Below are 18097 nucleotides of genomic sequence, written 5' to 3'. Positions count from 1 at the left end.
GAAACCGGATGAAGAGCGGCGGCGGGAATCGCGCCGTGATGACGGGTGAACGTATGAACGCGCCGCGGTGCGGTCAAGCACGGCTCACGGCACCGTCAGATCGGCCTGCTCCGCGTCCAGCGCAGAGGCCGAAATCTCCATGATTTCAGCCGCTTCGGTCCAGAGCAGGGCGGCCCGGACGGTGCGCTGTGGATAGATCGCGCCGAGCAACGCGCGGTAGCGGGCGAGCTGGCGGACGTAAGGGCGCGGCGCCTCCGCCTCGACCCGCGGCGGGGCGTGGTTGGTCTTGTAATCGACGATCAGGACCTCGGTCTCGGTCACGACCAGGCGGTCGATCTGGCCGGACACCAGCACCGGCCCACCGCGGCGCTGCAGCCGGCCGACGATCGGCACCTCGGCGCGGCTGCCGGGGCCGAACACCGCCGCAAACCTCGCATCGGCAATCAGCCCGAGCACCTGGGCGACGAGCGCATCCCGATCCTCCTCGCTCCAATCCGGCGCATTGCGGGCGAGGAACCGGTCTGCCGCCACCGAGCGATCGACAACCGCGATCTCCGGCAGCGATTGCAGCAGCCGGTGCACCAGCGTGCCGCGCTGCAGCGCGCGGCTACGGCTAGCGTCGGACTCTCCCGGCCGCAGCCGGCGCCGATCATCGTCGTCGGCATCCGAGGGCCGCAGCACCTGTTCGGCAGACGGTAAGCCGGGCGCCGGCCGGCGCAGCCAGTCCGGCAGCAACGTGACCGTCGCCTCGTGGCGCGGCGTCGCCGCGCCAGTTTCCTCGATCACGTCCTCCGGGCGGCAGTAGCGCTTGATCACACCCTCGGGCGGGACCGGCTGCATCATCAGTCCGGACGACTCCAGCCCCTTGCTGATCAGATCATACCAGGAGTGCGGCCGCACCTCGTTGCGGTTGCCCGGCATGCAGCCACCGACGATCAGCCGGTCGGCCGCGCGGGTCATCGCCACGTACAGCAGCCGGCGATATTCGTCCTCGGTCTCCTCGATCATCGCGCTGCGCGCCTGCTCGACGACGCTCGGATCGTCGGCCTTGCGTCCCGCCCACACCATCGCGGCGACCGAGCCCGGCGCGGCGTTGCCGCCCGGCAGCCGGATCAGGTTGAGCCGCTGGGTGTCGGCCGGCGACGAGGTGGTGTCGATCAGGAACACCACCGGCGCTTCCAGACCCTTGGCGCCGTGCACAGTCATCACCCGGACTTCGTCGCGGGAGATTTCCATGTCGCGTTTGATCTCGGTGTCGGCTTCGCGCAGCCACGCCATGAAGCCTTGCAGCGACGGCGCCCGCTTCTGCTCGAAGCTCAGCGCCAGCTCGAGAAACTCGTCGAGCGCATCGTTAGCCTCCGGCCCGAGCCGGCGTAGGATGCGGGCGCGGCCGCTGTCGCTGCCGTCGCCGCCGAGCAGCCAGGCAAAGAACCCGAACGGCGTTTCGGCCTGTGCCCGCGCCGCGTAGCTCTCCAGCCGGCGCTGCACGGCCGCTAACTTCGGATCAGACGCAGCATGATCGGCCAGCGCAGCGCGTAGTGAACCCTTGCGCTGCCAGGCCAGTTTGAACAGGTCGTCGTCATCGAGCCCGAACAGTGGACTCTTCAGCGCCACTGCGAGCGCCAGATCGTCCTGCGGCAGCAGCAGTGCGTCGGCGAGATTCATCAGGTCGATGATCGCGATGTGCTCGGTCAGCTTCAGCCGGTCGGCGCCGGCGACCGGGATGCCGCCGCGTTTCAGCGCCTGGATCACCGCGTCGAACGCCGAGCCACGCCGCCGCACCAGGATCAGCACGTCGCCATAGCTCAGCGGCCGGCGGCGGCCCATCGGACCGGTCTGGGTGCCGCGCGTGATCAGTGCGCCAATCTCTGCCCGCACCTTGTCGGCGAGCCGGACCTCGGGACTGGTCTCGGACACCGCATCGAACGGCGCCTGCCAGCCTTCGATCTGTTGGCGATCGTCCGGGACTTCCAGCGGCCACAGATCGATCAGGCTCGGCCCTGCATCGGCGAGCGACTGATGCAGCGGGTAGGTCGAGTCGGCGTGGATGCTGCGGTAGATCGCCGGATCGCGGAACACCTGATCGACCGATTGCAGGATCGCGGCGCCGGAGCGGAACGAGTAGTTGAACGCCACCTTCTCGAAGGTCAGCCCGGCACCACTGAACCGCCGCTGCAACAGGTCACGCCACTCGGCGAACTCCTTCGGCACCGCGCCCTGGAACGAGAAGATCGACTGCTTCTCGTCGCCGACCGCGAAGATGGTGCGTTTGATGCCATCGCGCGCGCCCTCGCCCGACGTGAACTCGTCGATCAGCCGGGCCACGATCTTCCACTGCTTCGGCGACGTATCCTGCGCCTCGTCGATCAGCACATGATCGACGCCGCGGTCGAGCTTGAAATGCACCCACCCGGCCGCGCCGCTGTCGAGCATCGCCAGCGTCTTGTCGATCAGGTCGTCGTAATCGAGCAGCCCACGCTCGCGCTTCTCGCGCGCGATGTTGCCGGCAACCTGGGCGGCGATCACCAGCAGCGCCCGCGTGCGTTCCCGCAACGCCAATGCGCGGCGCCGTTCGAGCAGAGCACCAAGCCGCGCGCCTTCGCGCTGCAGCCTCTCGGCGAGGCCGGGCGCGCCGTCGCCGAGCTTCTTGGTGATCAGGCTTTTGCGCAGGCCGCTATCCTTGGTGAAGAACACCTGGAGATAGGCTTCGATTTGCGCCGCATCCGCCAGCGCCAGCGCGGCACGCAACCGCCTGCCCTGCGCCTGATCGTTGGCGCTGCCGTCTTCGAATGTCGCGGCGACGGCAGCCCATTCCGAGCGCGGCAGGTTCGGCCCGTCGACGATGTCGCGATCGGCCGCCGCGCAGCTATCGTCCGGCACAACGCCAAGCGTGGCGGACAATTGCGCCATCGCACGCTCGACGCTACCGGCCTGCGCCACCCACGCCATGAAGCGATCGCGGCTCATGCAGGCTTCCTGCACCACATCGCGGAAGGTGACGTCAGCGGCACTCGTCATGGCGAACGCCAGCGCGCGCCCGGCGTCGCTGTCCGGCGCCGCGGCGGCGCGCAGCAGCACGTCGAGGCTGGCGCGCTGCATCAGCTCGGCCTGGTCGCGGTCGTCGAGCACGGAAAACCGCGCCGGCACGTTGGCCTCGAACGGAAACTGCTGCAGCAGCCGCGTGCACAGCGCGTGGATGGTCTGCACCTTCAGCCCGCCCGGCGTCTCCAGCGCGCAGGCGAACAATTTTCGCGCCTGCGCCAGCAGTGAGGGGCCGACCGTCTTGACGCCGGTGGCGCGAATCGCCGCTGACAATTCCTCGTCGTCGAGCTTCACCCAATGGCCGAGCGTGGTGAACACCCGCTCGGCCATGTTGGCGGCCGCTGCCTTGGTGAAGGTGATACACAGGATGCGCTCCGGCGAGACGCCGTCGAGCAGCAGGCGAATGACTCGCTGAACCAGCACATGGGTCTTGCCCGAGCCGGCATTGGCGGAGACGAACACCGATGCCGACGGATCGGACGCGATCTCCTGCCGGGCACGTGCTTCGTTGGGAATGACGCGGCTCATGACGACGCGTCTCCGCGACCGCCGGCCGCCGACCATTCCTTGATCCGCGCCAGATCGTCGTAGGTGCCGTAGCGCTGCGACCACATCGACAGCACCAGCGAACGATAGGGCTGCTTCTCGTCCTCGAAGCGGCGGACCAAACCTTCCAGCTTAGCGCGCGCTTCATCGGCGGCATCGTCGGGGAGCTGCGGCTCGTCCTTGCGTTCGATCTTCAGTTCAAGCACGCGCTCATCGCCCGGCGGCGTATTGCCGCTCAGCTTGACGTAAGTGAGCTCGCTCACCGAGGCGGCAGCCGGAATATCCTCGAAGCCACCGTCGCGCAGGATCGCCGCTTCCAGCGTGAGCTGCGGCGACAGCCCCATCCGCACTTGTTTGCCGGTCGGCGGATGTCCGGTCTTGTAGTCGAGGATCGCGTAGCTGCCGTCGTCGCGACGTTCGATGCGGTCGGCGCGCGCCGACAATTCGAAATTGCGTTCCCCACCAAGCGGGATCGTCAGCGTGCCGCGGCGCTCCGCCTGCACCTGCACGACGCCAGCACGGCGCCGCTGCTCCCACGCGCCGAACCAGGTCGCGATTCGCAGGAAGCGCGGCCACCACAGCGCACGGGCTTCGGCATGGTCCATCAGCGGCTCAAAATGTTTCTGGCCGATTTGGCGCAGCGCCGTCACCGGATCGTCCGGCAGTGCGTCCTGGTAGCGCTCGGTGAATTCGCCGAGCGCCGCGTGGATCGCCGAGCCGCGATCGGCGCCCGACAGCGGCATGTCGGCCGGATCGAGCGGCGACAGCCGCAGGATGTACTTGGCATAGATCGTATAAGGATCGCGCAGCCAGTCCTCGATCGCGGTGACCGGCAGCTTCAGCGGCCGCGCGATCCGCGGCGGCTTCGGCGCGGGCTGCGCGATCGGCGTCACGGTTTCGGGGCGATCCAGTTCGTGCGCGTAGTCGAGATATTTCTGCCCGCGCGCCTTCATCGCCTTCCAGCGATCCGCGCCGGCGACCGCTTCGAGCCGGTGCAGGAAGCGCGACGCCACCGCCGGCGCACCGCCGACTTTGGCCGCGTGGCTGATGAACACCTCGTCGGCGCCGAGCGCCTGCGCGAAGTCGTGCGCCGACAGGCCGATGCGGCGCTCCGGCAGATCGAGCCCGAGTTCGTGCCGCATCGGCCGGCTCAGCCACGGGTCGATCCGCGGCGCCGGCGGCCACACGCCCTCGACCAGTCCGCCGAGCACGACCCGGTCCTGCTGCGTCAGCCGCGCTTCGAGCGGGCCGTAGATGCGGATCGGCGCCTCGGCGCGTTCGGGACGGCGAACCACGCGATCGCCGAACGCGGTCTCGAACACTTCGCCATAGTCGCGCGCCGCGACCAGTACGCCGCTCGCCGGACCGACTGCGGCGAGATCGTCGAACGCGCGGAGCAATGCCGAACCTTGCGGGCCTTCGAACGCTTCGACGATGCCGTCGTGATCGGCCGTCAACGCCTTCAAGACGTCGCGATGCCGCGCGCCGATCTCGGACAGATCTAGCGGGCTCGGTCCGAACGCCTCCAGCGGTGCGAGCGCGGCTTTGAGCTGTGCGATGAGTTGCTGCGCTTCATCGAGGCTCGGTTCGGACAATCGCGTGCGCGGCTCGGACGGATGCAGCGCGCTGGCTTCGCCGCGCTTCAGCTTGGCAAGCTCTTCCCGGAAGATCGCGAATTCCTTGGCCAGCCCGTCGCAGCCGGGGGGCGGCCGTGGGCCGCGCAGCAGCGCGAGTTCCAGGGTTTCGATCGCGCTACGCCAGCCATGATCGGCGCGGCCGAGCCGCAGCAGCGGATGCTTGAGCAGCGCCAGCAGCGTCGCCGGTTCGCAGCCTTCGAGCGCGGTCTCGGCCGCGAGCCGCGCGAAGATGCCTGGCTGCGTCTCCATCAGCGAGTCGCCGCCGGAATCGTCCACCGGCAGATGCCAGCGGCCGAGCGCGGCGACGACGCGGCGCGCCAGCGCGCGATCCGGCGTCACCAGCGCTGCGGTCTTGCACTGCTCACGCGCCTCGCGCAGCACCACCGCAACCGCCAAAGCCTCGGCTTCCGAATTCGGCGCTTCGATCAGCGTCAGTCCATCTGCGCCTTCGCCGATCAGGCGATCGACCTCGGCCTCCTTCAGCCGGTCGTGCCACACCGCCGTCGCCGACGACGGCCGCAGCGCCTCGGAGGCCAGCAGTTCGCGGCCGTGGCGGGCCGGCGTGCCGAGCTGCTGCACCTCGCGGCGCGTCACACCCATCCGTTCGAGCAGGCCGTGCATGGCGTATTGCGGATGATTCGGCGACGGCGGCGCCACCGGCTTGCCCTGCCGGTCGCGGCTGCCGCCGATCAGATCCCATGCCGCGTCGTCCAGATCGATGTCGAGGCCGGGCAGCACCACTGCGCCGTGGGGCAGCCCTGCGATCGCGGTGAGCAGCTTCGCGGTCGCCGGCATCGAGCCGGTCGAACCGGCGGCGATCACCGGACCGGTGCGCTGGGTTGCCAACCGCTGCGCCTCCGCATCGATCAGCCGATCACGCCGCGCCGCCGGTTCGATCCGGTCGGTCTCTTTCAGATGTTGCGGCCAGGCGTGGCCGGCGATCTCGAGAAATTCGAGCGTGAGGCTCCAGTAGCGATCGAATGCGTCGGGCACCAGCTTCCCGAGCGCCGACCAGTCGACGCCGCGGGTCGACATATCGTCGATCAGCCGCGCCAGATCATCGGCGAGCGCCAGCGCCGAGGCCGGCCCCCCGACCACCAGCGGCGCTTGCGCCGGATCGTCCGGCTTCAGCCGGGCGGCCCAGCCCGCGATCAGCTGCGCCAGCAGCAAGCGGCGCGGCAGCCCGTCGAGCGCGGGGGGAATTTCCAGATCGGCGAGCCCCGATGCGGCCTGCGCGAACGCCAGCTCATCTTCGTCGATATCGCCGAGCGCGACGATCCGCGGCAGCAGCACGGCGTCGGCGCCGAGCACGTCGAGGAAGATCTCGCGCGCCATGCGGCCGGCGCGCCGGGTCGGCAGATACAGCGTGGCGTCGGCGAGCCGCTCCGGCGCGCTACGCGCCTCGAAGCCGTCGACCAGCCGGCCGTCGACCAGCGCCGCGATGGTCGTGCGCAGAAATGGCGCCGAAGATGGAACGCTGAAAAGGTGCATCGATGTCCTGATTCGCCTTCGCCATCATGGCACGGCAAATCCGGCGAAAGGAGGTGGCCGGCGCCCCCTCAGGCGACGCTGGCGAGATACGCCCGTTCGGCCGCAGCCACCGCGTCGGGCGTGCCGACATGCATCCAGACGCCGTCGAGCCGCAACCCGTGCAGCCGGTGTCGCTGGCCGGCGCTGTCGAACATTTTGGTCAGCGAAAATTCGCCCTGCGGCGCGTCCTTGAAGATCGCCGGCGACATGATCGCGGCACCCGCATAGACGAACGGCACCACCTCGGTTTCCTTGCGCCTGTGCAGGCTGCCGTCGGTGCTCATCGCGAAGTCGCCCTTGCCCGCATAGCCGATGCTGCCCGCGGTCGGCGCCATCAGCAGCAGGATGTCCATCCGCGCCGGATCGAACGCTTCGGCGAGCCGCGCCAGATTCGGCCGCACGCCGTCGATCCACATCGTGTCGGCGTTGAGGTGATAGAACGGCGCATCGCCGAGCAACGGTAGCGCTTTGACCACCGCGCCGCCGGTGCCGAGCACCTGATCGCGCTCGTCCGAAATGATCACCCGCGGGCTGGTTCGCCCGGCCACGTGATCGATGATCTGATCCGGCAGATAGTGGACGTTGACGACCGCTTCGGTGACGCCGACCTCGGCCAGCCGGTCGAGCACGTGGTCGAGCAGCGGACGGCCGGCGACGCGCACCAGCGGCTTCGGCATGTGCTCGGTCAGCGGGCGCATCCGCAGGCCGAGGCCGGCGGCCAGCACCATGGCTTTGTGGGGACGAACGGTCATGGTCTCCGACTCGGAACGCACCAGGCGGCGCGAATCGATTGTATCACGCGACTCCGATCGGTCTATCGGAGGCGGTCACTGGGTAGTCGGCGATCATGACGACGATACGACGCGCGCGCTTCGCTCCGGCTGCATGAGCGGAGCGGCTCAGGCGTCCTCGACCTGTGCGGCCTGGCGCTTCTTTTTCTTGTCGAGGCGCAGGAAGGTGACGCCGATCTGGTCCCCGTTGATCCAGCTCAGTTCGCAGCGCCGATAGGCCAGCCCCGTCGACGACAGCAGCAGGAAGAATTCCTTCAAATTGAGTCCTTCGACCGAGCCCTCGATCGTCAGCTTGGCGCCGAACTCGGAGACGTCCTCGATCAGACAGGGACGACGCCAGGTTCCGTCGATCGCCATCATCTGAGCGCGCAAGCCGCGGTCGAACACCACGCGGCCGTCCTTATTGCGTTCGGCAACCATCTCGAAGTCCTGCAGTTCGGTCTTGACGCCGCCGGGCCATGCCTCAGCGACCACGCAACACTACGTGGCCGCCTCTAAAGATGGGTAAAGGAAATCCGCCGAATCAGAGCGGTGGCGGCACATGGTCCCGGTACCAGGCCCGGACCTCGGCGAGCGCCGGATGTGCCAGCGAGCGGGCCAGATACGCCCACACCCGCGGCTGATTCTTCAAGTAGTGCGGCTTGCCGTCTCGCCGGTTGAGCCGGGCAAAAGTTCCGAGCAGCCGCGTGTTCCGCTGCGCCGACATCACGGCATAGAGCCGTGCGAAACCGGCGGCGTCGAACTCGGGATCGGCGGCGAGCCGGGTCTTGACGTAGCGACCGAGCAGCGACAGCTCGACTGCTTCCGGCACGTCGATGCGGGCATCCTGCAGCAGCGACACGACGTCGTAGGCGACCGGGCCCAGCACGGTGTCCTGAAAATCGATGATCCCGACGCGCTCGATGCCGGGACGATCCTCCAGCCAGATCAAATTCGGCGAGTGATAGTCGCGCAGCACCCAGGTGCGCGGCGCGGCCGCGATGCCGGCGAGCAGCTTGCGCCACAGCGCGACGAACTCGGCGCGCGTCACTTCCGACGGCGGTGCGCCGCGATCCGGAAGGTACCATTCCAGCATCAGGCCGACCTCGATCATCATCGCGTCTTCGTCGAAGGTCGGCACCGCATAGCTCTCGCGCGGCGACAGCGGCAGATGATCCGGCAGCGGCTTGGCGTGCAGCGCGGCCAGCATGTCGGTTGCGGCCTGATAGCGCGCGACCACCGGCGCCGGCGGATCGCCCTCGACGAAGCCGACGCTGCCGAGATCCTCGGTGATCAGGAATCCGGCGTCGAGATCGGCATGATGGATCGCCGGAGCCGAGAAGCCGCGCTCGCGCAGGCCCTGCCCGATGGCGACGAACGGGCGGACGTCCTCGGCCAGATGCACCGCGGCGCTGTAGCTCTTGCCGGCATACAGCGCCGGACCGTCGGGACGGCGCGGCGCGTTCATCAGGATCACGCTCTCGGAGCCGCGCTGCAGCCGCGCGTAGGAGCGCGTCGACGCATCACCCGGCATGTGCCGACGCTCGGCATCGGCGTAGCCGGCGGTCTCGATGAAGCTGCGCAGCGCGGCGAGCCGCTCGACCTGCTTGACGGCCTTGCCGTGGCCGGTGATTTCCGCCGCGCGCGCCGACGGGCCGAGCGCGGGACGATGGCTGAGCGCGATGTCGATGCGGTCTTCCGGCAACGCCGTGGCGGCGCGCTCCGGCCATTCGATCAGCGCGACGGTGCCGTCCGGCAGCGGCGACAATCCGATCTCTTCGAGTTCGGACGGATCTTCGACGCGGTACAGATCCGCATGTAGTAACGGATAGGGCGGCAAGTCGTAGGTCTGCACCAATGTGAAGGTCGGGCTCGGTACCTCCAGCATGTCGTCGGCCGCGAGATAGCGGATCATCGCCCGCGCAGCGGCGGTCTTGCCGGCACCGAGATCGCCCGACAGCGTGACCACGTCGCCGGGGGCGATCAGCAGCGCAACCTCGGCCATCAGCCGCGTGGTCGCGGCTTCGTTGGCAAGCGCGACGGAGAATGTCGCCGCCGCGCTCATTCGGCGGCGTGGCGTTGGACGGCCGGCTCGATCGGAAACTCGCAGGTCACCGAGGTGCCGCGGCCGACCGTCGATTCGACCTGGACCTTGCCGCCGTGCAGTTCGACGAACGAACGGACCAGCGACAGGCCGAGCCCGGCGCCGCGATGGCGCGAACCCTGCGGATCGCTCTCGAACAGGTCGAACATCTTTTCCTTGAAGGCCGGAGCGATGCCGGGCCCGGCATCGGTCACGGTGAACGCCACGCGGCTCTCGCCCCTGCGCACCGTGAGCCGCACCGTGCCCTGCTGCGGCGAGAAATCGACCGCATTGGCGAGCAGATTGTAGAGCACCTGCACCACCCGCCGCTCGTCACCGACGAAGCTCTCGATACCCGGATCAACGTCGATCTGCAGCGCGATCTGGTCCCGTGCGAGCCGGTCCTGGATTCCCTCGGCGGCCGCGTCGATCGCCTTGCGGATGTCGATCGGCCCAAGATTCAGGGTCATCGCGCCAGCGTCGATGCTGGCGAGATCCAGGATGTTGTTGATGATCGCCATCAGCGCGTTGGTCGAGGTCGTGATGTAGTTCACGTACTCGGCCTGCTTGTCGGTGAGCGGCCCGGTCGACGAATCGCTGAGGAAGTGCGCGAAGCCGATGATCGTGGTCAGCGGCGAGCGCAACTCGTAGGAGACGTGGTGGACGAAATCGATCTTGATACGATCGGCCGTCTCCAGCGCCTCGTTGCGCTCGCGCAGCGCGCGCTCGACATTCTCGGTGTCGGTGATGTCCTGGAACGTCAGCATGGTGGCGCCGTCGGGCAGCGGCATGGTCTTGCAGGCCAGCACGCTGCCGTCCTTGCGCTCCAGCTTGAGCAGGACATGGCGCCGATCGTCGATGCCGGTGATGGCGCCGCGCAGCGCCTGCCAGAACACGTCCTCGTCGAACAGCGGCCGGCACCACGCTTCGATCGTCTCGATGTGCGGCTGGCTCTGCATCGCCTCGGCCGACAGGTTCCACATCCGCGCGAACGGCGGGTTGAACAACTGCGCGCAGCCGTTGGAGCCGAACACCGCGACCGCTTCCGACAGGTTGTCGAGCGTCTCGCGCTGGACGTCGATCAGGCCGCCGTACCGGCGCTTCAGGTCGAGACTTTCGGTGACGTCATCGAACAGATAGGTGACGCCGCCTTCCGGGTTCGGCGTGGTGACGATGCTGACGGCGCGGCCGTCCGGCAGGTACCAGACGTCCTTGTCGGCCTCGACCGCCCGATAGGCTTCGTGCAGCTTGTTCTTCCACGCCTTGAAGTCTCGCTCCTCCGGCAGCTTGCGTTCGGCGCGCAGACGGTCGAGCACAGTGGAGTCGTCGGGATGGCTATCGAGGAAAATCCGGTCGAGGTCCCACAGCTTGCGATAGGAATCGTTGTAGAACTTCAGCCGGCGCTGGGCATCGAACACAGCCACACCGGACGAAAGCTGATCGAGGGTGCGCCGATGCGCATCCGCCATTCGCTCGAGCGCGGCGCCGAGCGCGGCGGTTTCGGTGGCATCGACCGCGATACCGGCGCTGCCGCCGGGCACCTTGAGCGCCCGCACGTCGAAATAGCGGCGCTCGCCACCGACCACGATCGGCAACCGACCGGTGAATTCGGCGCTGTCGCCGAGCGAGCGGGCCAGAGCGGCGCGGTCGCTACTGTCGAGCAATTCGAGATTGCGGCCGATCGCGTCCGCCGCGTCGCTGGCATCGGTCGCGCGCGCATAGGCGGCGTTGGCGAAGCTGAGCGTTCCGTCCGTGCGCCGGGTCCAGATCGGCCACGGCGCGGCGGTGGCGAAGCCGCGCAGCATCTCGGTTTCGTCCTGCAGCGCCTTGAAGCGCCGGGTCATGTCGGCGAGTTCGCGCCGGACGCCGCTCAGTTCGCGGATGCGCACGACGGCCTGGCCGCCGACGGCGCGTCCCATCGCCTCGATCGACCGCCCGCTCGACGTGACGAGCTGCAGCAGAAAGCCCTCGCCCTTGTCGAGCAGGGCATCGACCGCATGATCCATCTGCAGCGCCGGCTCGGGCGGCAGCCAAGTGCCGAACGCGAGAATGCGCTGCGGCTGACGGTTCTGAGCCTCCGAAGACAGGAACAGCGCGGTGTCGCCGCTGATCTGCGGCCGGCTGTCGCCGGCGGCCCAGGAGATCAGCACCTGGGGCTCGGCGAACAGCAGCGCCTGGAAGCGGTCGGATTCCGCCTGCAGCCCCTGCAGATCGGCGCGCAGCCCGGCTTCGCGGGCGCTGGCGCGCTGCCGCGTCCGCACCAGAACGATCGCCGACATCACCGAGAAGCCCAGCGCCGCGAGCGCGATGATCAGCGTCATCATCTCGTGGCGGTTGAGATCGAGCAGCAGCGATGAGGTGATGGCGGCCAGCTGATCGTCGGCGGCTCGCGCCGGCGACGACGCGACCATCACGGCCGTCCCAGCCAGACCGTGCACCAGGCAGGTGCACGACAGACTGGTCCGACGTATGGACCCTAATACGCCTGACATCGATTGCCCCAAACCGCACGGCGCAACTCACAAGCCGCGCCATAGCCGAATCACGGGACATTATCGCCATCGCGACTCGGGGGGTAAGAGTCCAGACCGTGAACGGAGGCCCGACCGTTCGTAAACGGACGGTTTATATTTTCCGCCGCGGATTCCGACCGTGCTTGACACTAAATCTAGTGGAGTCGCGGAAGTATCACCTCAATGCGGGTCGCTACTCAGCGGCCTGTCGAGCCGAAACCGCCGGCGCCTCGGCCGCTTTCCGGCAGCGCATCGACCGCCACGAACCGCGCGCGGCTGACCGGCGCGATCACCATTTGGGCGATGCGTTCACCGCGACGGATGCTGAACGGCTCGGTGCCGTGGTTGATCAGCAGCACTCCGATCTCGCCGCGATAATCGGCGTCGATCGTGCCGGGTGCGTTCAATATGGTGACGCCGTGCTTGGCGGCGAGCCCCGAACGCGGACGCACCTGGGCCTCGTAGTTTTCCGGAAGCGCGATGGTGAGCCCGGTCGGCACCAGCACGTAGCGGCCGGGCTGAAGCGTCAGCGGCGCGTCCTGCGGGACCGCCGCGACCAGGTCGAGCCCGGCGGCATGCGCGGTCTGATAGTCCGGCAGCGGCAAGCCTTCGCCGTGCGGCAGGTGGCGAATCAAGACGGTGATCACTTGGGTCATGCGGGAACTGCCATTGCTTGGGCGATCCGCGCCACGAGCGCGGTCGCGACTTCGTCCTTGGTCATCAGCGGCCACGATTCGAGGTCGGTGGCCTCGCCGTGGCGCATCAACAGATGCACGGTGTTGCGGTCGCCGCCCATCACGCCGGTGGCCGGAGACACGTCGTTGGCGACGATCCAGTCGCAACCCTTGCGCGCGAGCTTGGCGTTGGCGTTGTCGATCAGGTTTTCAGTCTCGGCCGCAAACCCGACCACCAGCGGCGGCCGGCCTTCGGTCAGCTTCGAGATCGTCGCCAGAATGTCGGGATTCTCGGTGAGCTGCAGCGGCGGCGGCCCGCCGGCACCCTTCTTCAGCTTCTGCTCGCCTTCGGCAGCAACCCGCCAGTCCGCCACCGCGGCAGCGAAAATCGCCACATCCGCCGGCAATGCGGATTGCACCGCAGCAAGCATCTCGCGCGCCGACTCCACGCGGGTGAGATCGACGCCCGCCGGCGCCCGCAGTTCGACCGGACCGGAAATCAGCACCACCTCGGCGCCGGCGGCGGCGGCCGCGGCCGCTATCGCGTAGCCCTGTTTACCGGACGAACGATTGGCGATGTAGCGCACCGGATCGATCGGCTCGTGGGTCGGGCCCGCGGTGATCAGCACCCGCTTGCCGAGCAGCGGCTTCGGCGGCTGCGGCCGCCACAGCGCTTCGGCCGCAGCCGCGATCTCGATCGGCTCCGCCATCCGTCCGACGCCCGCCTCGCCGCGTTCGGCCATCTCGCCGGCATTGGGGCCGACCATCGCGACGCCGTCCTGCTTGAGCTGAGCGACGTTGCGCCGGGTCGCGGCGTTGTTCCACATCAGCGGATTCATTGCTGGGGCCAGCAGGATCTGGCGATTGGTAGCGAGCAGGATCGCGGTGGCAAGGTCATCGGCATGACCGCCGGCGATCTTGGCCATCAGGTCGGCGGTCGCCGGCGCGACGACGATCAGGTCGCAGTCGCGCGCCAGACGGATGTGTCCGGCATCGAACTCGCTCGCAGGATCGAACAGATCGGTGTAGCAGCGCTGATGCGACAGCGCGCTGGCGGTCAGCGGGGTGACGAACTGCTGGGCCGCCTTGGTCAGCACCACGCGGACGTCGGCGCCGCGCTCCTTCAGCCGACGGATCAGGTCCATTGCCTTGTAGGCCGCGATGCCACCGCCGACGATCAGCGTCACCCGCACGCCACCCGGCTGCGGCTGGGGACGCGCGCCGTCCGGCGGATCGTCGGGCGCAGGGGCTGACGGAAGAGCAGGGCCGGCTGAGGAAGACTCCGCGAAGCCGAGCCGCTTGTGGCAGGCGTCGCGCAGGATCACCCGAACCTCGTCCTCCATCGAGCGGCCATTGGCGGCCGCGCGCTGGCGGAGTTCGGCCTTGAGCACGTCGTCGAGCTTGCGGATCGTCAGATTGGCCATGCGGGAAGGCTATTCGACGCGTGCACTGCAATCAAGAGATGAATGCAATGCGGTCAAATCATCCGCGACAGCGCGATCAGCACCCCGATGAAGGTGGCGGCGATGACCCACAGCGCCACCGTCCGGCCCCGGGTGCGGCCGCGCTCGGTGCGGCCGATCGCGGCGATGGTCTCCGGCGCCAGCACCAGCCCGTCCTTGGTCATGACCTCGAGCTGGTTCAGCACGGTGACGGCGCGCGACACGATGGTCGGCAAGCCGCTCAGCGTATGGCCGAGTTCGCCGGCGCCGGCCAGCGCGCCTTCGACCTTGCCGATCGGGCCGAGGTTGCGCTGAATCCACTCGCGCACAACCGGATCGGCGACCTTCCAGATGTCGAGCTTGGGATCGAAGCTCCGCGCCACGCCTTCGACCACCACCATGGTCTTCTGCAGCAGAATCAGCTCCGGCCGGGTCCGCATGTCGAACAGGCCGGTGACCTCGAGCAGCAGCGTCAGCAGCTTGGCCATCGAGATTTCTTCGGCCGTGCGATTGTGGATCGGCTCGCCGATCGCACGGATCGCTTGCGCGAAATTCTCCACCGAGTGATGCGGCGGCACGTAGCCGGCTTCGAAATGCACCTCGGCGACGCGGCGATAATTACGGGTGATGAAGCCGAGCAGGATTTCGGCGAGGAATCGCCGCTCGTTCGGCAACAACCGCCCCATGATGCCGAAATCGACCGCGACCAGGCGCCCGTCGCTGCCCAGGAACAGATTGCCGGGATGCATGTCGGCATGGAAGAAGCCGTCGCGCAGCGCGTGGCGCAGGAAGCTCTGGATCACCTTGCGGCCGAGCTCGACGGTGTCGACATTTGCGGCCTGGAGGCGGGCGTGATCGTTGAGCGGGATGCCGTCGATCCACTCCATCGTCAGCACGTTGTGGGTGGTGCGATTCCAGTCGACGGTGGGGACGCGGAAGTCCGGATCGTCCTTGGTGTTCTCGGCCATCTCGGACGCCGCGGCCGCCTCCAGCCGCAGGTCCATCTCCATCGCGACCGAGCGCGACATGGTGTTGATGACTTCGACCAGCCGCAGCCGACGCGCTTCGGCCGAATAGATTTCCGCCTTCTCGGCCACATAGAAGAAGTCGGACAGATCGCGCCTGAACCGCGCCGACACGTTCGGCCTCAGCACCTTGACGGCGACCTGCTTGCGCACCCCGTCGACCTCGATCTCGCCGCGATGCACCTGGGCGATCGAGGCGGCCGCGACCGGCGCGCTGAGGCTGACGAACACGTCACGAACCGGGCGTTCCAGCGAGGCGGCGATCGCCTGCTCGGCCTCCTCCTGCGAAAACGGCGGCAGCCGGTCCTGCAGGCTTTCCAGATCGCGCGCCATCGCCACACCGACCACGTCGGGACGGGTGGCGAGGAATTGTCCGAGCTTGAGATAGGCCGGGCCGAGGCGGGTCAGCGCCCGCGACAGCCGCGGCCCGGACTTGGCGCCGCCTCGCTCGATCAGCCGCGCCAGCCGCACCGGCACCTGGCCGGCCGGCGGAATCAAACCCGGATCGACCACGCCGAACACGCCCTCGCGCGCGAACACGAAGGCGGCGCGGCCGAGCCGCGCCAGATGAGTGAGTGCTGCGATCACAAACGCCAGCCCGAATGCAGCGCGACGATGCCGCCGCTCATTACCTGCCAGTTGGCGCGCGCGAAGCCGGCGTCACGCATCATCTCGGCGAAATCATACGGCTTGGGGAATTTGCGGATCGATTCGACCAGATACTGGTAGCTCTCGGCATCGCCGGTGACGACGCGGCCGATCTCCGGGATCACCTTGAACGAGAACAAATCGTACAGCTTCGACAGGCCCGGCACGTCGACCGACGAAAATTCCAGGCACAGGAAGCGGCTGCCCGGCTTCAGCACCCGATAGGCTTCCTTCAGCGCCAGATCGATCCGCGGCACGTTCCGGATTCCGAAAGCGATGGTGTAGGCATCGAAGCTGCGGTCGTCGAATTGCAGGCTCTCGGCATTGCCCTCGACGAAATCGACCTTGTCGTCGAGATGGCGCTCGGCCGCACGCTGGCGGCCGACTTCGAGCATATCGGTGTTGATGTCGCAGACGGTGGCGTGGAAGCCGGCGCCCGACGCTTTGGCAGCGCGGAACGAGATGTCGCCGGTGCCGCCGGCGACGTCGAGCAGCCGGAACGGCGTGTCGTCGCGCGGCGGGTTGAGGGTCGTGATCATCACGTCCTTCCACAACCGGTGCATGCCGCCCGACATCAGATCGTTCATCAGGTCGTAGCGGCCGGCGACGCTGTGAAACACGTCGTTGACCAGCGTCTGCTTCTCGTCCAGCGGAACGTCGCGATAGCCGAAATGCGTGGTCTCGCCCGGCTCAGTCATGCCTTCAACTCCTGCGCGCGGACGGTTTTCGGGCCGAATACCGCCCGAAACACGAAAACGCGGTCCGCGGCGGACCATATAGCGCGCCACGGCCGGAGGCGCTATCACCTGAATGCCCTAGCTTAGGGGCGGGAATTTCCGCGACGAATCAAGCCTTCCCCGTCATTGCACGCGCGGCGAAGCAATCCACGGGCTGCCCGAGCGGCCTCGGTTTGCGTCGTCGCTTCGCTTCTCGGGTGACGGGGGAGCCAAGCGACGAGCTTTCCATGCCTGAACTCCCCGAAGTCGAGACCGTCCGCCGCGGGCTGCAGCCGGCGATGGAGGGCTTTCGGATCGACCGCGCGGTGGCACACCGGGAGACCTTGCGGTTTCCGCTGCAGAAGGACTTCGTCGCCCGCCTCACCGGTCAGACCGTGACCGGCCTCGGCCGGCGCGCCAAATATCTCTTGGCGGATCTGTCGAGCGGCGACGTGCTGCTGATGCATCTCGGGATGTCCGGCTCGTTCCGGGTGGTCGAGGCCGACGGCGAGACCACGCCGGGCGAGTTTCACTATCCGCGCAGCGAGGACCGCACCCACGACCACGTCGTATTCGAAATGGCGTCCGGCGCCCGCATCGTGTTCAACGATCCGCGCCGGTTCGGCTTCATGAAGGTGTTTCCGCGCAGCGAGATCGAAATCGAGCCACATCTGAAGGGCCTCGGCCCCGAGCCGCTCGGCAACGCGTTCGACGCCAGCCTGCTGGCAAAGTCCTGCGCCGGCAAGCAGACCAGCCTCAAGGCGGCGCTGCTCGACCAGCGCGTGGTCGCGGGCCTCGGCAACATCTATGTCTGCGAAGCGCTGTTTCGCGCGCACCTGTCGCCGAAGCGCAAAGCCTCGGCTCTGGCCAATCGGAAAAGCGAGCCGACCGACCGCGCGGTGCGGCTGACGGAGGCGATCCGCGAGGTGCTCGGCGAAGCGATCAAGGCCGGCGGCTCGTCGCTGCGCGACCACCGCCAGACCAGCGGCGAACTCGGTTACTTCCAGCATTCGTTCAAGGTCTACGACCGCGAAGGCGAGCCGTGCCCGACCTGCGGCGGCACGGTGCAGCGCTTCGTGCAGAACGGCCGGTCGACGTTCTGGTGCCCGAAGTGTCAGAAGTAGGCAGCATCTGCGGAACAAGCTCCAACCAGAGAATAATCTAGCCAGATCAAGGTATTGGCAGGGATCGAGCCCATTCGAGACTTGAAACTGTTGTCATTGAAACTAAGCATCTTGTACGGTATTGTATCTACACGAAGCGATAGATCGGTTGAAAAAGCGCTTCCCCGCCAAGTTATCTTGGTCCACGCGTGAGCGAGATTGGCCAAACGGCCGAAGTGGAAACCGAAACGAGACCTCCCTTCGGGGAGGTCTCAGACCGCTGACAAACCCCGTCGATTTTCGGCGGGGTTTTATTTTTGGCGAGTGGCGCAGCGCCCGGTGTCTCAGGCTGGCGCTGGGATCGGCTT

At 67.7% G+C, this 18097-nt stretch carries 11 protein-coding genes; 1 reads left to right on the top strand and 10 read right to left on the bottom strand.

The features are described from left to right. Positions 1-84 precede the first annotated feature (84 nt). The 10 genes from addA to ubiE all read right to left on the bottom strand — a co-directional run bounded on the left by addA (position 85) and on the right by ubiE (position 16608). Positions 85-3570: a double-strand break repair helicase AddA gene (gene addA, locus DWA33_RS02985; RefSeq protein ID WP_114356823.1), complete on the bottom strand. Its 3486-nt coding sequence runs from the start codon at positions 3568-3570 to the stop codon at positions 85-87. Further along, positions 3567-6716, bottom strand: a complete 3150-nt coding sequence (addB, locus tag DWA33_RS02980; protein ID WP_114356618.1) for a double-strand break repair protein AddB — start codon at positions 6714-6716, stop codon at positions 3567-3569. Before addB ends, addA begins: the two co-directional genes overlap by 4 nt. Positions 6717-6784: 68 nt before the next feature. Beyond that, positions 6785-7507, bottom strand: coding sequence for a nucleotidyltransferase family protein (locus tag DWA33_RS02975; protein WP_114356822.1), 723 nt, complete (start codon positions 7505-7507; stop codon positions 6785-6787). A 147-nt stretch (positions 7508-7654) separates the two neighbouring features. Further along, positions 7655-7966 carry a PilZ domain-containing protein gene (locus DWA33_RS02970; RefSeq protein ID WP_114356821.1) on the bottom strand — a complete coding sequence of 104 codons (312 nt, stop codon included), beginning with the start codon at positions 7964-7966 and terminating at the stop codon, positions 7655-7657. Between the two features lie 103 nt (positions 7967-8069). Beyond that, the gene (gene tsaE, locus DWA33_RS02965) at positions 8070-9590 is read right to left on the bottom strand and encodes a tRNA (adenosine(37)-N6)-threonylcarbamoyltransferase complex ATPase subunit type 1 TsaE (RefSeq protein ID WP_114356617.1); all 1521 of its coding nucleotides are present in this window, start codon (positions 9588-9590) and stop codon (positions 8070-8072) included. Then, positions 9587-12100 (bottom strand): sensor histidine kinase, encoded by a 2514-nt coding sequence (locus tag DWA33_RS02960; protein ID WP_114356616.1) that lies wholly within the window; start codon positions 12098-12100, stop codon positions 9587-9589. Before DWA33_RS02960 ends, tsaE begins: the two co-directional genes overlap by 4 nt. Before the next feature lie 218 nt (positions 12101-12318). Continuing rightward, on the bottom strand, positions 12319-12777 hold the full coding sequence (dut, locus tag DWA33_RS02955) for a dUTP diphosphatase (protein ID WP_114356615.1): 459 nt from the start codon (positions 12775-12777) through the stop codon (positions 12319-12321). After that, the gene (gene coaBC / locus DWA33_RS02950) at positions 12774-14219 is read right to left on the bottom strand and encodes a bifunctional phosphopantothenoylcysteine decarboxylase/phosphopantothenate--cysteine ligase CoaBC (protein ID WP_114356614.1); all 1446 of its coding nucleotides are present in this window, start codon (positions 14217-14219) and stop codon (positions 12774-12776) included. The genes dut and coaBC overlap by 4 nt, the downstream gene beginning before the upstream one ends. 53 nt (positions 14220-14272) lie before the next feature. Further along, entirely contained in the window at positions 14273-15850 is a 1578-nt protein-coding gene (ubiB, locus tag DWA33_RS02945) for a 2-polyprenylphenol 6-hydroxylase (RefSeq protein ID WP_047307650.1), read from the bottom strand. After that, positions 15847-16608, bottom strand: coding sequence for a bifunctional demethylmenaquinone methyltransferase/2-methoxy-6-polyprenyl-1,4-benzoquinol methylase UbiE (ubiE, locus tag DWA33_RS02940; protein ID WP_114356613.1), 762 nt, complete (start codon positions 16606-16608; stop codon positions 15847-15849). The genes ubiB and ubiE overlap by 4 nt, the downstream gene beginning before the upstream one ends. A 266-nt stretch (positions 16609-16874) precedes the next feature. Between ubiE and mutM the strand changes: the two genes are divergently transcribed. Further along, complete coding sequence (gene mutM / locus DWA33_RS02935; RefSeq protein ID WP_114356612.1) at positions 16875-17750, top strand: bifunctional DNA-formamidopyrimidine glycosylase/DNA-(apurinic or apyrimidinic site) lyase; 876 nt, start codon at positions 16875-16877, stop codon at positions 17748-17750. The last annotated feature ends 347 nt before the right edge of the window (positions 17751-18097 follow it).

Origin of the sequence: Rhodopseudomonas pentothenatexigens (assembly GCF_900218015.1) — a bacterium.
In the GTDB taxonomy this organism is placed as follows: domain Bacteria; phylum Pseudomonadota; class Alphaproteobacteria; order Rhizobiales; family Xanthobacteraceae; genus Rhodopseudomonas; species Rhodopseudomonas pentothenatexigens.
This window is presented reverse-complemented; position numbering and strand designations above follow the sequence as displayed.

Coding starts and splice junctions, on each gene's coding strand:
- addB (WP_114356618.1), bottom strand. CDS start 6,716: ATGCACCTTTTCAGCGTTCCATCTTCGGCGCCATTTCTGCGCACGACC.
- DWA33_RS02975 (WP_114356822.1), bottom strand. CDS start 7,507: ATGACCGTTCGTCCCCACAAAGCCATGGTGCTGGCCGCCGGCCTCGGC.
- DWA33_RS02960 (WP_114356616.1), bottom strand. CDS start 12,100: ATGTCAGGCGTATTAGGGTCCATACGTCGGACCAGTCTGTCGTGCACC.
- coaBC (WP_114356614.1), bottom strand. CDS start 14,219: ATGGCCAATCTGACGATCCGCAAGCTCGACGACGTGCTCAAGGCCGAA.
- dut (WP_114356615.1), bottom strand. CDS start 12,777: ATGACCCAAGTGATCACCGTCTTGATTCGCCACCTGCCGCACGGCGAA.
- DWA33_RS02970 (WP_114356821.1), bottom strand. CDS start 7,966: ATGGTTGCCGAACGCAATAAGGACGGCCGCGTGGTGTTCGACCGCGGC.
- ubiE (WP_114356613.1), bottom strand. CDS start 16,608: ATGACTGAGCCGGGCGAGACCACGCATTTCGGCTATCGCGACGTTCCG.
- addA (WP_114356823.1), bottom strand. CDS start 3,570: ATGAGCCGCGTCATTCCCAACGAAGCACGTGCCCGGCAGGAGATCGCG.
- mutM (WP_114356612.1), top strand. CDS start 16,875: ATGCCTGAACTCCCCGAAGTCGAGACCGTCCGCCGCGGGCTGCAGCCG.
- tsaE (WP_114356617.1), bottom strand. CDS start 9,590: ATGAGCGCGGCGGCGACATTCTCCGTCGCGCTTGCCAACGAAGCCGCG.